The 12979-nt window shown below is 35.0% G+C and carries 13 protein-coding genes; 6 read left to right on the forward strand and 7 right to left on the reverse strand.

Features of this window, described 5'->3' with window-relative positions:
- Positions 1–4: 4 nt before the first annotated feature.
- The 4 genes from UH1x_RS12160 to UH1x_RS12175 all read left to right on the forward strand — a co-directional run bounded on the left by UH1x_RS12160 (position 5) and on the right by UH1x_RS12175 (position 4864).
- Positions 5–745 carry an isoprenyl transferase gene (locus UH1x_RS12160; RefSeq protein ID WP_036152012.1) on the forward strand — a complete coding sequence of 247 codons (741 nt, stop codon included), beginning with the start codon at positions 5–7 and terminating at the stop codon, positions 743–745.
- A gap of 4 nt (positions 746–749) precedes the next feature.
- Entirely contained in the window at positions 750–3347 is a 2598-nt protein-coding gene (locus tag UH1x_RS12165) for a BamA/OMP85 family outer membrane protein (protein WP_482621906.1), read from the forward strand.
- Positions 3348–3450: 103 nt separating this feature from the next.
- Positions 3451–4302: an OmpH/Skp family outer membrane protein gene (locus tag UH1x_RS12170; protein ID WP_482621907.1), complete on the forward strand. Its 852-nt coding sequence runs from the start codon at positions 3451–3453 to the stop codon at positions 4300–4302.
- Between the two features lie 52 nt (positions 4303–4354).
- Positions 4355–4864, forward strand: coding sequence for an OmpH/Skp family outer membrane protein (locus UH1x_RS12175; protein WP_036152017.1), 510 nt, complete (start codon positions 4355–4357; stop codon positions 4862–4864).
- A gap of 48 nt (positions 4865–4912) precedes the next feature.
- Here UH1x_RS12175 and UH1x_RS12180 read toward each other — a convergent pair whose 3' ends face one another.
- The 4 genes from UH1x_RS12180 to gcvP all read right to left on the reverse strand — a co-directional run bounded on the left by UH1x_RS12180 (position 4913) and on the right by gcvP (position 10381).
- Complete coding sequence (locus tag UH1x_RS12180; protein ID WP_482621908.1) at positions 4913–5767, reverse strand: glycosyltransferase family 2 protein; 855 nt, start codon at positions 5765–5767, stop codon at positions 4913–4915.
- Positions 5768–5782: 15 nt separating this feature from the next.
- The gene (locus UH1x_RS12185; RefSeq protein ID WP_482621909.1) at positions 5783–6304 is read right to left on the reverse strand and encodes a methyltransferase; all 522 of its coding nucleotides are present in this window, start codon (positions 6302–6304) and stop codon (positions 5783–5785) included.
- Positions 6305–6306: 2 nt separating this feature from the next.
- Positions 6307–7365: a 3-oxoacyl-ACP synthase III family protein gene (locus UH1x_RS12190; protein ID WP_482621910.1), complete on the reverse strand. Its 1059-nt coding sequence runs from the start codon at positions 7363–7365 to the stop codon at positions 6307–6309.
- 163 nt (positions 7366–7528) lie between these two features.
- The gene (gene gcvP / locus UH1x_RS12195; RefSeq protein ID WP_482621911.1) at positions 7529–10381 is read right to left on the reverse strand and encodes an aminomethyl-transferring glycine dehydrogenase; all 2853 of its coding nucleotides are present in this window, start codon (positions 10379–10381) and stop codon (positions 7529–7531) included.
- A gap of 129 nt (positions 10382–10510) precedes the next feature.
- Here gcvP and UH1x_RS12200 point away from each other — a divergent pair, with 129 nt between their 5' ends.
- Positions 10511–11338 (forward strand): UbiA prenyltransferase family protein, encoded by an 828-nt coding sequence (locus tag UH1x_RS12200; protein WP_482621912.1) that lies wholly within the window; start codon positions 10511–10513, stop codon positions 11336–11338.
- On the opposite strand, the gene UH1x_RS12205 is transcribed toward UH1x_RS12200, so the two are convergent.
- Positions 11331–11561 (reverse strand): hypothetical protein, encoded by a 231-nt coding sequence (locus UH1x_RS12205; protein WP_482621913.1) that lies wholly within the window; start codon positions 11559–11561, stop codon positions 11331–11333. The genes UH1x_RS12200 and UH1x_RS12205 overlap by 8 nt on opposite strands.
- Before the next feature lie 2 nt (positions 11562–11563).
- Positions 11564–12118, reverse strand: a complete 555-nt coding sequence (locus UH1x_RS12210) for a sigma-70 family RNA polymerase sigma factor (protein ID WP_482621914.1) — start codon at positions 12116–12118, stop codon at positions 11564–11566.
- A gap of 71 nt (positions 12119–12189) precedes the next feature.
- Between UH1x_RS12210 and UH1x_RS12215 the strand changes: the two genes are divergently transcribed.
- The gene (locus UH1x_RS12215; RefSeq protein WP_482621915.1) at positions 12190–12540 is read left to right on the forward strand and encodes a rhodanese-like domain-containing protein; all 351 of its coding nucleotides are present in this window, start codon (positions 12190–12192) and stop codon (positions 12538–12540) included.
- Between the two features lie 40 nt (positions 12541–12580).
- Here UH1x_RS12215 and UH1x_RS12220 read toward each other — a convergent pair whose 3' ends face one another.
- Positions 12581–12979 (reverse strand): response regulator, encoded by a 399-nt coding sequence (locus tag UH1x_RS12220; RefSeq protein ID WP_482621916.1) that lies wholly within the window; start codon positions 12977–12979, stop codon positions 12581–12583.

Genomic DNA, 12979 nt, shown 5'->3' on the forward strand with positions numbered 1-12979 from the left:
TAAGATGAGTGATATAAACGATATTGATAAACTGAATGTTCCAAAGCACCTTGCTATTATTATGGACGGTAATGGTAGGTGGGCTAAAGAACGCGGTAAACTAAGAGTTTTTGGTCACGAACACGGTGTAAAAACTGTCAGAATTGTTGTTGAGCAATGTGTTCAATTGAAAGTTGAATACTTAACATTATATACTTTTTCTACAGAAAATTGGAATAGACCTAAGATAGAAGTGCAGACACTTATGCGCTTATTAGTGTCTTCTTTAAAGAAAGAACTTAAAACTTTTAACAAAAATAACGTACGCCTAAATACTATTGGTAACATAGATGCGCTTCCTGCTAAGGCATATAAAGAGTTGGTCGAAGTAATGGATCAAACAAAGCAAAACACAGGCATGACGTTAACTTTGGCTTTGAGCTATGGTGCTCGTGAAGAGTTGCAATCTATGGTGAAAGAGATAAGTACCAAAGTTAAAAATAATATAATTTCAATTGAAAACATTGACCAAGAAATTATAAATAGCCATCTTTACACGCATGATTTGCCAGACGTAGACTTGCTAATCCGTACTAGTGGAGAACATCGGATCAGCAATTTTTTATTATGGCAAATAGCATATGCAGAGTTATATTTTATTGATGTATATTGGCCTGATTTTAGAGAGCATCACTTAGTTGAGGCCATAAAAAACTACCAGAACAGAGAACGAAGATTTGGAAAAACAAGCGAACAACTCACTTAAAGATATGACCAGGTTCATATCATTGAACCACTTTTTAACTACCCTTTTATTTTTGACCACCTTTATTGCCGCCGCACAGGATGCTTCCTATGAGGACGGCAAAAGCTATATTTTAGGAGGTTTAGACGTTACCGGACTGCAAAGTTATAATGAGCAAACGGTGAAAACTTATACTGGGTTAAGAGTAGGTCAGCCTATTACATTGCCAGGAGAACAAATTAGCGAAGTCATAAAAAAATTATGGGGTCTGGAGCTTTTTAGTGAAATTGACATCTTTATTACTAATATAGAGGAGAACACCGTCTTCTTGGAATTGAACATAATTGAACGTCCAACATTGACTAATGTTAAGTTTTATGGTGTTAAAAAAGGTAAAGTTGAAAGCCTTATTAAGGATACTGACCTTAAAAAAGGAAAGAAAATTACTGAAAGTTTAATTTCCAATTCTAAAAACTATATCACCAATAAGTACAAAAAGCAAGGCTATTTAAATGCCGATGTTAATATTGCTACTTCTAAAGATACTACTGATACCAATACACAGTATATGGTAGTAAACGTTAATAAAGGAGATAAAGTTAAGATTCGTGATATCATATTTGAAGGTAATGACCAATTGTCTGACAAGAAATTACGTAAAGCTTTAAAAAATACTAAGAAGAAAAAATTTGGTCGTTTCTGGAAAAAATCAAAATATATTCAAGAAGACTATGAAGAAGATCTTGGTCTACTTGTAGATAAATTTGCTGAGAATGGATATCGTGATGCCCGTGTTTTGTCAGATTCTATTATTAAGGTCGATGAAAATAACATTGATTTAAAGATAAAGGTAGAAGAGGGAGATAAGTACTATTTTGGAAATATCGACTTTGTTGGTAATACAGTATATACGGACCGTCAATTAAATCGAGTTTTAGGCATTCAAAAAGGCGATACTTATAATGGTGTATTATTACGTGAAAGAATTGCGGATAATTCTAAACCAGACCCAAGTGACGTAACTAGTTTGTATCAAAACAATGGGTACTTGTTTTCTACTATTAATCCGGTAGAAATGTCTGCTGCTAACGATACTATAGATTTTGAAATAAGAATTATAGAAGGTAAGGAGACTTTCCTAGATCACGTTACAGTTTCAGGAAACGATAAAACTAATGATCATGTAATCTATCGTGAATTACGCACAAGACCTGGTCAAAAATACAATAAGGCAGATATTATTAGAACTATTCGTGAATTAGGTCAACTTGGCTTTTTTGATGCGGAGCAGATTACACCAGATGTTTTGAATGCCAACCCAAATGAAGGTACGGTAGATTTGGCATGGAACCTTGTTGAATCTGGTTCTAGCCAAATTGAATTACAAGGTGGTTATGGAGGTGGTGGTTTCATTGGTACTTTAGGACTATCGTTTAGTAACTTCTCTATTCAGAATTTATTTAATGGTGAAAAGTACAAGCCGGTACCAATGGGTGATGGACAAACTTTTGCACTTCGTTTACAGGCAAGTCAAACATACAGGGTTTATAGCTTAAACTTTGCTGAACCATGGTTAGGTGGTAAAAAGCCGGTACGTTTTAATCTAAGTATGTCTAGAACGCAACAGTTCGCAGCTTCTTATGATAGTAGTGGAGATATCGATATTGATAAAGATCAACAATTCTCTATAACGGGAATAACTGCTGGTTTGGCAAAGCGTGTACAATGGCCGGATGATTTCTTCACCATTTCACACTCGCTAAGTTACCAGTTATATGATTTTAGAAATTACAACATAGGTCTATTTAATTTTGGTGATGGTAAGGCTAACTCATTGGCTTACACTTTTGGTATCTCCAGAAGTTCACAGGGACCAAGTAGAATATTCCCTACGTCAGGATCAACATTTGAAATGTCCGCAAAATTCACTCCTCCTTGGTCATTATTTAGTGATAAAGATTATAGGTCTTTGCAAGATCGTTCTGATGAGATTGAAGATATAGCATCGGTAAATAGAACAGCTGCTGAACAAGCAGAACTAGAAGAAATTGATCAAGAACGTTTTAGATGGTTAGAGTATTATAAGGTGAAGTTTAAAGGTGATTGGTATACTACTCTTGTTGATAAACTAGTACTTCGTAGTAATGCTGAATTTGGCTTTTTAGGGAACTATAATAGTGCCGTTGGTGATGTGCCTTTTGAAAGATTTTACGTAGGTGGTGATGGTTTAGGTAATTTTACGCTTGATGGTAGAGATGTAGTTCAGCTAAGAGGTTATGATGAACAAGCTATTACTCCTTATTCTGATGATGGGTCTGTAGATGGGGCATTGATTTATAATAAATTCTCATTAGAGTTAAGATATCCATTAACATTGAAGCCTTCTGCATCTATATACGGACTTGCATTTTTAGAAGGAGGTAATTCTTTCAACAATTTTCAGAACTTTAATCCGTTTGAATTAAAACGATCGGCCGGTGTGGGGCTGCGTATCTTTATGCCAGCATTTGGTTTGTTGGGTATTGATTTTGGTTATGGGTTCGATGAAGATCTAAATCCAGCGTCTGCAGGTCAAGGGCCAAGCGGATGGCAAACTCACTTCATTATTGGTCAACAGTTTTAATTTTCATTGAATTATTATATTCGTGCTTTATGCTAATCCTTTAATTTTAAAAGATTTAGTAATTTTGGCACGATATTTTCTATAGGATTAAACGACATTAACAATGAGTACAAAGACAAGAGTTCTATTAGTAGTTTCGGTCATCTTTATGACTATACAGGGTTTTGCCCAAAGAGGAGTAAGAATGGCTTATGTAGATATGGAGTACATACTGCAGAATGTTGATGAGTATAGAGAAGCGACCGAGCAGTTAGAAACTAAAGTACAGCGTTGGAAGATTGAAGTTGAGCAGAAGCAAAGTGTTGTGGAGCAGATGAAGAAAGATTTAATGGCAGAGAAAGTGCTGTTAACTCCAGAGCTTATTGAAGAACGTGAAGAGGAAATTCAAATTTTGGAACGTGAAATGATCGAGTACCAACAAGATCGTTTTGGACCACAAGGAGATTTAGTATTGCAAAAAAGAAGGTTGATACAGCCTATACAAGATCAAGTGTTCAATGAAGTACAGAAAATTGGTACAAATAAAAAGTATGATTTTATTTTTGATAAATCTGCGGATGTTGTAATGTTGTATTCCGAAAAAAGGCACGATATCAGTGATTTGGTACTGAGAGGCATTGCTAGAACAAGAAAAATTAGCAAACCAACGAAAAAATCAGATGATCTTAGTAGATTAGATGATTTTGAAGGAGAAGAGGAAGAGGAAGTAAGTGAGGCATTGCAAGAACGCTTGGATAAAGCAACACAAGCAGCCGAAACAAGAGAGAAAAGTGCAGCAGATGCGAAAGCGGAGCAATTAAAATTACGAGAAGAAAGAAAGAAAGCGTACGAAGAAAGAAGAAAGAAGTTGTTAGAAGAACGCGAGGCCAAAAGGCAAGAAAAGTTGAAAGAAAGAAGTGACAATAAAGAAGAAGAAAATAGCGATACCGAAAAAGATGATAACGGTACTATTTAAATAGGTTTAACGACCGTACATTAACACTCAAAATTGAATTAAAATTACACTCATGAAACAAGTAAAACAAATTGTGGTAGCCTTATTGTTGTTCGTAGCAACGACAAGTTTTGTAAATGCCCAAAGTAAAGTAGCTCATATAGATGTTACTCAATTATTATCTGCAATGCCAGAAATGAAAGCTGCAGAAGCAGAGCTTAAGAAATTACAAGAAACTTACAATGCAGATATTGAAGGTTCAATGACAGAATTGCGTAACAAGTACACGCAATACCAAAACGAAGCTGCTGCGAAGTCTAAAGAAGAAAATGAAAAAAGAGCGGTAGAATTACAAGGTTACGAAAAGAATATTGGTGAAGCTCAACAAAGAGCTCAACAAGAATTCCAAAAGAAACAAGCTGAATTATTTGCTCCTATATCTGAAAAAGCAAAAGCGGCAATAGAACAAGTTGCAGCTGCACAGGGCTTTGATTATGTTATTGATGCGCAAGCAGGTGGTGGTTTAATCGTTGCAAAGGGTAAAGACCTTTTAGCTGATGTTAAAAAACAATTAGGTTTCTAATTAGAAACTCATAAAATTTAAAAAAGCCATCTAAACAGATGGCTTTTTTTATGCTTTGATTTTTCTCTTTATATTCGTCCATCTTAGTTTTCGAATAAATTCTCCTTCCTTTTCGCTAACCAAATATGGCGTACTATTTTGCTTCGCTTGCAGGTATCCGAGCATGTTGTTGTAAAATGACTTTACCGATTTATTTTTCAAGGCCATTTTTAAAGAGGCGATACAGGTGATTATGAATCCATAGCGCATGGTATACATTGCCTTACCTTGTAATCTTTTTGCTTTGGCGTTATATGCTTTTCCGGTGGGTCTTAAATGCTTTACCTTAAGTTGGGAGTCGGTAAGTATAGAAAACCCGTAAAACCTTGCTAAGAGCTCATCTACTGTATCCCATCCCATTGCGTTTTTCAATCCATCTATCGCCTTAAAACAAGCTTTAGAATAGGCTTTGATTGCGCCTCTAACATGATCTTTATCCATTGGGTGATTTAAAACCCATTTACCTGTGCTATTTTGCTCATAAATAAAGCCACCCGCAATACCCGAATTTTTATTTGTTTTAAAATGTGCGCTTATCACTTCAAAGTAATTAGAGGGTAAAATTACATCGGCATCTAATTTTACAATGAAATCGTAATTGTTATCTAATAAACTAAGTCCCTTATTGAAAGCGTTTATTACTTTGCTACCAGGCATGTGTTGTGTAGAAGAAGTAGAATTAAGTTTTTTAAACAAGGTGTTCTCAGAGCAATATTGGTCTATTATGGATTCTGTATTGTCGGTAGAGTTGTCATTGACTAAAATGACTTCTTTGGGTAAAAGCGTCTGCTGTAAAATTGAGTCTAGTGTGCTTTTTAAAAAAGCTTCTTCGTTGTGTATAGGAATAACTATGTAGTAATCCATATTTGATATAGTCTCTTATTTTCTGGTAGCGTAAACAATATAGTACCTAGGTGTAAATAATCTTAGAAAAGGTCTAAAGCCAAGCTTTTTTACAGGATTGGTCCATTTCATTGAATCTTGTATTTCCCAACCGGCTTTTTCCAATAACCAATCAAATTGCCAATCCTCAAACTCATGATAATGTCTGTCCCATTTATCCGTTTCACTTCTATATGCGGGTGAAAACCATAGTTTCAATGGAATACTTGCTACAAGTTTTTTAGATTTAGAATTGGATAAGAGGTGTAGCGGCGCTAACAAATGCTCAAATATTTCAAATGCTGTCATTACCTCTGCATCTGTATTGGTTACGGAACTAAAGTCAATATCTAAATCCTCTCCGCTAGTATTGGTTACTTGGTAACCGTCTTGTTGCATTATTTTAGTAAACGGATTCTCTACCCCTAAATCTAGTATAGACTCATTGGTGTTGATGTGTTTACGTAAAAAATGTAATGTATGCTTGTAGCGTTTGTTCGGAAAAGTGTTCTCGTACATGTTTAGATTCTGTATACCATTGCATTGACGTTCATTCCGGCGCCAACACTAGCAAAGATAACAACATCTCCCTTTTTAATTTCCTGATTTTCTAATTTACCTTCTTTCACGAGGTCAAATAGGGTAGGTATGGTAGCAACAGAGCTGTTGCCCAACTTAGAAATACTCATTGGCATAACACCTTCTGGCATTTCTTTGCCATATATTTTGTAGAAGCGTTTAACTATGGCTTCATCCATTTTTTCGTTTGCTTGGTGAATAAAAATCTTCTTTACCTCTTCAATTTTAATACCGCTGTTATCTAGGCATGATGCCATAGCGGATGGTACATTGGTAACGGCAAATTCATAAATTTTTCTTCCTAGCATTTTTATGTAGTATGCCTTTTTTTCGTCGTCTTTATTATAAGTTTCACCAAAGAAAAGAAAGTTGGCTTCGTCATTTGCAAAGGTTGCCGACTCATGAGCAATAATTTCTCCGCCATCATCTGATCTTTCTACGATAGTAGCACCGGCACCATCTGAATAAATCATAGAATCACGGTCATAATCATCTACAATTCTTGATAATGTCTCAGCACCTATGACCAAGCACTTATTGGCAATACCACTTTTTATAAACGCATTGGCTTGAATCATACCTTCTAACCAACCTGGACAACCAAATATTAAGTCATAAGCAACACATTTAGGATTTTTTATCTGTAATTGATGTTTCACCCTGGTAGCTAAACTTGGTAACGTATCTCCTTGTATATAGCCGTCTTTAAGGTCTCCAAAATTGTGGGCAACGATAATATAGTCTAGCGATTCTTTATCTAATTTGGCATTTTCTATAGCCTTTTCTGCGGCAAAAAAAGCTAGGTTAGATGTAGTATATTCTTTGGGGGCATATCGCCTTTCTTCAATACCTGTTATGGCTTTGAACTTCTCTATAATAACCTCATTATTATGTTTGAAGGAAGTGCCGTCTAAATTTAAAAAATTATGGTTATTAAAATCTGTATTAGAAATTTTTAAATCAGGAATATAACTTCCTGTTCCCGTAATTGAAATGCTCATTTTTAAATTTTGAATTGTAACCGAAATTTAATCAAATTGTAAAAAATATTATATGCATGCATAATAAATTTTACGATGGTCAAGCTATTTTATTTTAAATGCGGAGTATAAAAAAAGCCTTTTCAAAATGGTGAAAAGGCTTTGTATTATGGGTTTGTAGCTATTATTCAGTTTCCATATACGCTTCTATAGGTGCGCAAGTACAAATTAAATTACGGTCTCCATATGCATCGTCAACTCTACGTACAGATGGCCAAAATTTATTATCGGCAATGTAGGGTAGAGGAAAAGTTGCTTTTTGTCGGGAATAAGGAAATTGCCAATCATCTGTGGTGGCCATTTCTAAAGTGTGCGGTGCATTTTTAAGTACATTATTTGGCTCGTCAATATTTGATTCGTCAATTTCTGCACGAATAGATGACATGGCATCACAAAAGCGGTCTAATTCAGCTAAATTTTCACTTTCGGTAGGTTCTATCATCACCGTTCCTGCTACAGGAAAAGATACTGTCGGAGCATGAAATCCGTAGTCCATCAATCGCTTTGCAATATCGGTGACCTCAATACCATTTTTCTTGAAAGGTCTACAATCCAATATCATTTCATGAGCTGCTCTCCCTTTTTCACCTGTGTATAAAACATCAAACTTACCTTCAAGTTTATGCTTAATATAGTTGGCGTTAAGAATTGCAATTTTTGTAGATTGAGTTAGACCTTGCTCTCCTAACATTTTAATATATCCGTAAGAGATAAGGCAAACCAATGAGCTTCCCCAAGGTGCTGCGGAAATAGCCGTAATTGCATCTTCACCACCAGTAGTTATTACAGGATTACTTGGTAAAAATGGTACTAATTGTGGAGCAACACATATTGGACCAACACCAGGACCACCACCACCATGTGGTATGGCAAAAGTCTTGTGAAGGTTCAGGTGACAAACATCTGCACCAATAGTTGCTGGGTTTGTTAAACCAACTTGTGCATTCATGTTGGCACCATCCATATAAACTTGTCCGCCGTGGTCATGAATTAATTTTGTAATCTGCTTTATAGAAGATTCAAATACACCATGCGTAGAAGGGTAGGTTACCATCAAGGCAGCTAATTTGTCTGAGTGTAATTTTGCTTTCTCTTCTAGGTCGGCAACATCGATATTTCCTTTTTCATCCGTTTTGGTTACCACAACTTTCATACCTGCCATTACCGCAGAAGCCGGGTTGGTACCATGTGCAGATGAAGGAATCAAGCAAATATTTCTTTCAGATTCTCCTCTAGATTCGTGATAAGCTCTAATAACCATCAATCCTGCATATTCTCCTTGTGCGCCAGAGTTTGGCTGTAATGATGTATCTGCAAAACCTGTAATAACTGAAAGATCTTTTGCAAGTTCTCTTAAAATGGTTTGGTATCCTTCCGCTTGGTCTACCGGTACAAATGGGTGAATATTGCCCCAGTTAGATGAACTTAAAGGTAGCATTTCACTAGCTGCGTTTAACTTCATGGTACAGCTTCCTAAAGAAATCATGCTATGGTTAAGGGCTAAATCTTTACGTTCTAGTTTTTTAATGTAACGCATTAATTCAGTCTCTGAGTGATAAGAATTAAACACCTTGTTCTCCATGAAAGAACTACTGCGTTGAATGTTATTTGGTATTGAAGTTGAGTCCAATAAGCTTGTGACTTCTGGTGCTGACTTGCCAAGAGCCTCCGCGAAAATAGATACAATCTGATTAAGGTCTTTTAAAGAAGTAGCTTCATTGACTGCAATGGAAATAGTATCATTATCTACATAGTAGAAGTTTACTTCATTAGCTTCGGCTATTGTGCGTATTTTTTTAGCATCTGCCTTTACCGTTATGGTATCAAAATAAGCAGAGTTTATTTGATAAATACCCAAGTTTTCTAAAGCATCTACCAAAGTAACTGCAGTAGCATGAATTTTTGAGGCTATATATTTAAGTCCTTTTGGACCGTGGTATACACCGTACATACCCGCCATTACAGCAAGCAAAACCTGTGCGGTACAAATGTTGGAAGTTGCTTTGTCTCTCTTTATATGCTGTTCTCTGGTTTGCAAAGCCATTCTTAAAGCTGGCTTACCATCAGTATCTTTAGTTACACCGATTATTCTCCCTGGAATATTTCTTTTGAATTCTTCCTTAGTGGCAAAGAATGCCGCGTGAGGACCACCATAACCAAGTGGAATTCCAAATCGTTGCGTGGTACCTACAACTACGTCTACGCCAAAATCTCCTGGAGGGGTCAATAACACTAAGCTCATGATATCTGCAGCTACGGCTACTTTTATATCATTTTCTTTTGCTTTGGCTACAAAACCAGCATAATCATACACTTGTCCATATTTACCAGGGTACTGTAATAATGCACCATAAAAATCAGAACTGAAGTCGAACACTTCATGATTACCTATAACCAATTCAATGCCTAATGGAATGGAACGTGTTTTTAAAAGTGATAATGTTTGTGGTAATATTTCCTCAGAAACAAAGAATTTAACAATGGCATTCTTTTTCTGTTCACGACTTCTAACATCAAAAAGCATGGTCATGGCTTCTGCGGCGGCTGTACTTTCATCAAGTAGAGAGGCGTTGGCCAATTTCATACCTGTTAGATCCGATACAATGGTTTGGAAGTTTAATAATGCTTCTAATCTACCTTGGGCAATTTCTGCTTGGTACGGAGTATATGCCGTATACCATCCCGGATTTTCTAGTATATTTCTTTTGATTACTGACGGAATCAAACTTTCATGATACCCTAAGCCAATATAGGTTCTAAAAACTTTATTTTTTTTAGACAATGCCTCTGTGTGTGCAAGAAACTTATGCTCACTCATTGGGGAATCTAATTTTAGGGGCTCTTTTAAACGAATATGTTCCGGTATGGTCTCGAAAATAAGCTGTTCAAGATTTTCAACACCAACAGTGTTGAACATGGTATTTAAATCTTCTTCCCTAATGCCGATATGGCGCAAAGCAAACACGTCAGTCTTCATAGATACTATTGTTATATATGTTGCAAAATTACCACTTTTATGTGTTTAAATTAGTGTTGTAAGATGCCCATATCCTGAAAGTTTTTAACCAAAACAAAAGGTTATAAACACTTTAACTACTTTTGTTTAATGACCATTATCAAAAAGATTTTTGATTTTTACCTTGATGCTAGTATTCATGTCGCTTTGGCAATATTTAGCTTGGTTCATGTTACGGCTTTAACATTAAACATAAGTGTACCTTTAGAACTCTATTTCTTTATTTTTTTTGGTTCTATTAGCTGTTATAATTTTGTAAAATTTGGAGTAGAAGCAGAGAAGTATATTCTTGTAGCCAATACATATCAAAAAAACATTCAGTTTTTTAGTTTAGGTTGTTTATTGGTTGCAGGCTATCAATTGTTTTTTCTATCGGAAAGGGTATTTGTAGGGTTATTTATTTTAGCAGGAATTACAGGGCTTTATGCTTTGCCCGTATTGCCCAAGAATAAAAATTTCAGAAGTTTCAGCGGATTAAAAATTTTAATTGTTGCTGCTGTTTGGGCCGGTGCTACAGTGGTATTACCAGCTATTTCTGTTTTAGATGAAATTTCTTGGAATGTAAAAATAGAGACCGTGCAGCGATTTCTGTTTGTGTTGATATTACTAGTACCTTTTGAAATCAGGGATTTAAAATATGATAGTGCAGCACTTAAAACATTGCCACAAAGGGTTGGTGTAAAAACAACAAAGATGATTGGTTATGGCTGGACAATTCTTTTTTATGCAGCTACATTTCTAAAAACAGATTTGGATATTGTCCATGTAGCCGTTAAAACAATACTTTTCATTGTATTAATGCTTACACTATATAATACTAAATTATGCCAAAATAAGTACTTTTCGTCTTTTTGGGTAGAAGCAATACCATTGTTTTGGTGGTTGCTTTTTATAATAAGTACAAAGTATATTATTTAGCTTTGTTGAAATTTTCGTTCATTTTTCTCTTTTCTTCATCTGTCAAAAAATTTATGCTTGCCTTATTGCAAAGAGATGTCAACTTTGCATTATTTTTACTATGTTTTGCACAAGTTTTACAAATAAATGTATGAAGCTTTAATTTTATTTTATCTAAAACAGAAGCCTCGTCATACTGAGCTTTATTGCAAATAACTGCTGCCTTTTCACATGAAATCATCATAACTAAAACCAATTTTGATTTAAACAACCCATTAAGCCAGTTCTGGCTCTATGTATCATTACCCACAAGTTAGACGCATTAATACCTAAAGCATTACAAATATCTTCAGTTTCCATTCCTTTTATAGTTTTCATGGTAAAAACTTGAGCTTGTTTTTTTGGTAATTTAGAGATACAGTTTTGAATGGCAAGTCCTAATTCTTCATTTTCAAGCGAATCGTTTTCAAAATTACTGTTAGGATCTGCTATACGCTCTTCTATCCAATCGCCTTCTGCATCTGTTTGGGAGCTGTAAGTCATGCGTACCTCTGCTTTTCCCTTTTTTGAGTTTATTTTGCGATAGTGGTCAATGACCTTGCGTTTTAAAATAGCGATTAACCAAGTACGCTCTGCTGCATCACCTTTAAAGTTTTTTGCAGATTTTAGACCTGCAATAAAGGTGTCTTGAACAAGGTCTTTTGCGATTTCCGCATCACTTACTCTTGTTACGGCATAATTGAACAGGTAATCTGCATAGAGATTTACCCACTTATCTGGATTAAGGTTGTTTGTTTCCATTTTTTATTCTGCGCTTCAAAAGTAATTGAATTTTGTCTATTATGTTTATTTTTGATTATAAACACTAAACTATGAAGATTTTGTTGCTTTTTATACTACTGCTATGTACCCAATTTGCAATAGGGCAAATAGAGTCAAAGCCTATATCAGAGTTTAATGGCTATGACGAAACTATAGAAATATTATTAGATGTTAGAACACCGGCAGAATTCAATGCAGGTTATATATCCGGTGCCGTAAATATAGATTGGCTTTCAGAAGAATTTAACCAAAAAATACAGCATTTAGATAAAAACAAAAAAATCTTTGTGTATTGTAAAAAAGGCGGTAGAAGTTTAAAATCTCAAGAGAGATTGGCAGATCTTGGTTTTAAAAATGTGGTTAACTTAGAAGGTGGTTACGATGCTTTTTCTAAGAAATAACAAATAATAAATACGTATTTAAGTAGCTAGCTCTTAAGTTTTATATTTCTGCTAAAATTTTAGTCAATTGATTATCTCTTATCGGTTTAACAATATAATCCGATACTTCCTTTATCATTTTTGTTTTTTCAAAATCTACTAAGTCTACAGAAGATGACAATATATAAAATGTTATTTTCTTTGAGATTTTAGGCATTAATTTTAGATATTCATCCATAAATCTATATCCGTCCATAACCGGCATATTCACATCTAAAAAAACAATGTCAGGTAATTTGTTATGGTCATCAATATTCATGTTGAAAAAGCTCATTGCTTCTGCGCCATCTGTAAATGGAATAATCTTATCTACGGTTTTGTGAGCTTCTAAAGTATGGAATATAGTGTACTGAAAGACTTCATCATCATCAATTACACAAACTTTAATACTATTGTCCAT

The sequence above is a fragment of the Maribacter sp. UH1 genome (assembly GCF_056839145.1).

Excerpts from the sequence above, each read along its gene's own strand:
- UH1x_RS12160 (WP_036152012.1), top strand. The coding sequence starts at position 5 with ATGAGTGATATAAACGATATTGATAAACTGAATGTTCCAAAGCACCTT.
- UH1x_RS12165 (WP_482621906.1), top strand. The coding sequence starts at position 750 with ATGACCAGGTTCATATCATTGAACCACTTTTTAACTACCCTTTTATTT.
- UH1x_RS12170 (WP_482621907.1), top strand. The coding sequence starts at position 3,451 with ATGAGTACAAAGACAAGAGTTCTATTAGTAGTTTCGGTCATCTTTATG.
- UH1x_RS12175 (WP_036152017.1), top strand. The coding sequence starts at position 4,355 with ATGAAACAAGTAAAACAAATTGTGGTAGCCTTATTGTTGTTCGTAGCA.
- UH1x_RS12180 (WP_482621908.1), bottom strand. The coding sequence starts at position 5,767 with ATGGATTACTACATAGTTATTCCTATACACAACGAAGAAGCTTTTTTA.
- UH1x_RS12185 (WP_482621909.1), bottom strand. The coding sequence starts at position 6,304 with ATGTACGAGAACACTTTTCCGAACAAACGCTACAAGCATACATTACAT.
- UH1x_RS12190 (WP_482621910.1), bottom strand. The coding sequence starts at position 7,365 with ATGAGCATTTCAATTACGGGAACAGGAAGTTATATTCCTGATTTAAAA.
- gcvP (WP_482621911.1), bottom strand. The coding sequence starts at position 10,381 with ATGAAGACTGACGTGTTTGCTTTGCGCCATATCGGCATTAGGGAAGAA.
- UH1x_RS12200 (WP_482621912.1), top strand. The coding sequence starts at position 10,511 with ATGACCATTATCAAAAAGATTTTTGATTTTTACCTTGATGCTAGTATT.
- UH1x_RS12205 (WP_482621913.1), bottom strand. The coding sequence starts at position 11,561 with ATGATGATTTCATGTGAAAAGGCAGCAGTTATTTGCAATAAAGCTCAG.
- UH1x_RS12210 (WP_482621914.1), bottom strand. The coding sequence starts at position 12,118 with ATGGAAACAAACAACCTTAATCCAGATAAGTGGGTAAATCTCTATGCA.
- UH1x_RS12215 (WP_482621915.1), top strand. The coding sequence starts at position 12,190 with ATGAAGATTTTGTTGCTTTTTATACTACTGCTATGTACCCAATTTGCA.
- UH1x_RS12220 (WP_482621916.1), bottom strand. The coding sequence starts at position 12,979 with ATGGACAATAGTATTAAAGTTTGTGTAATTGATGATGATGAAGTCTTT.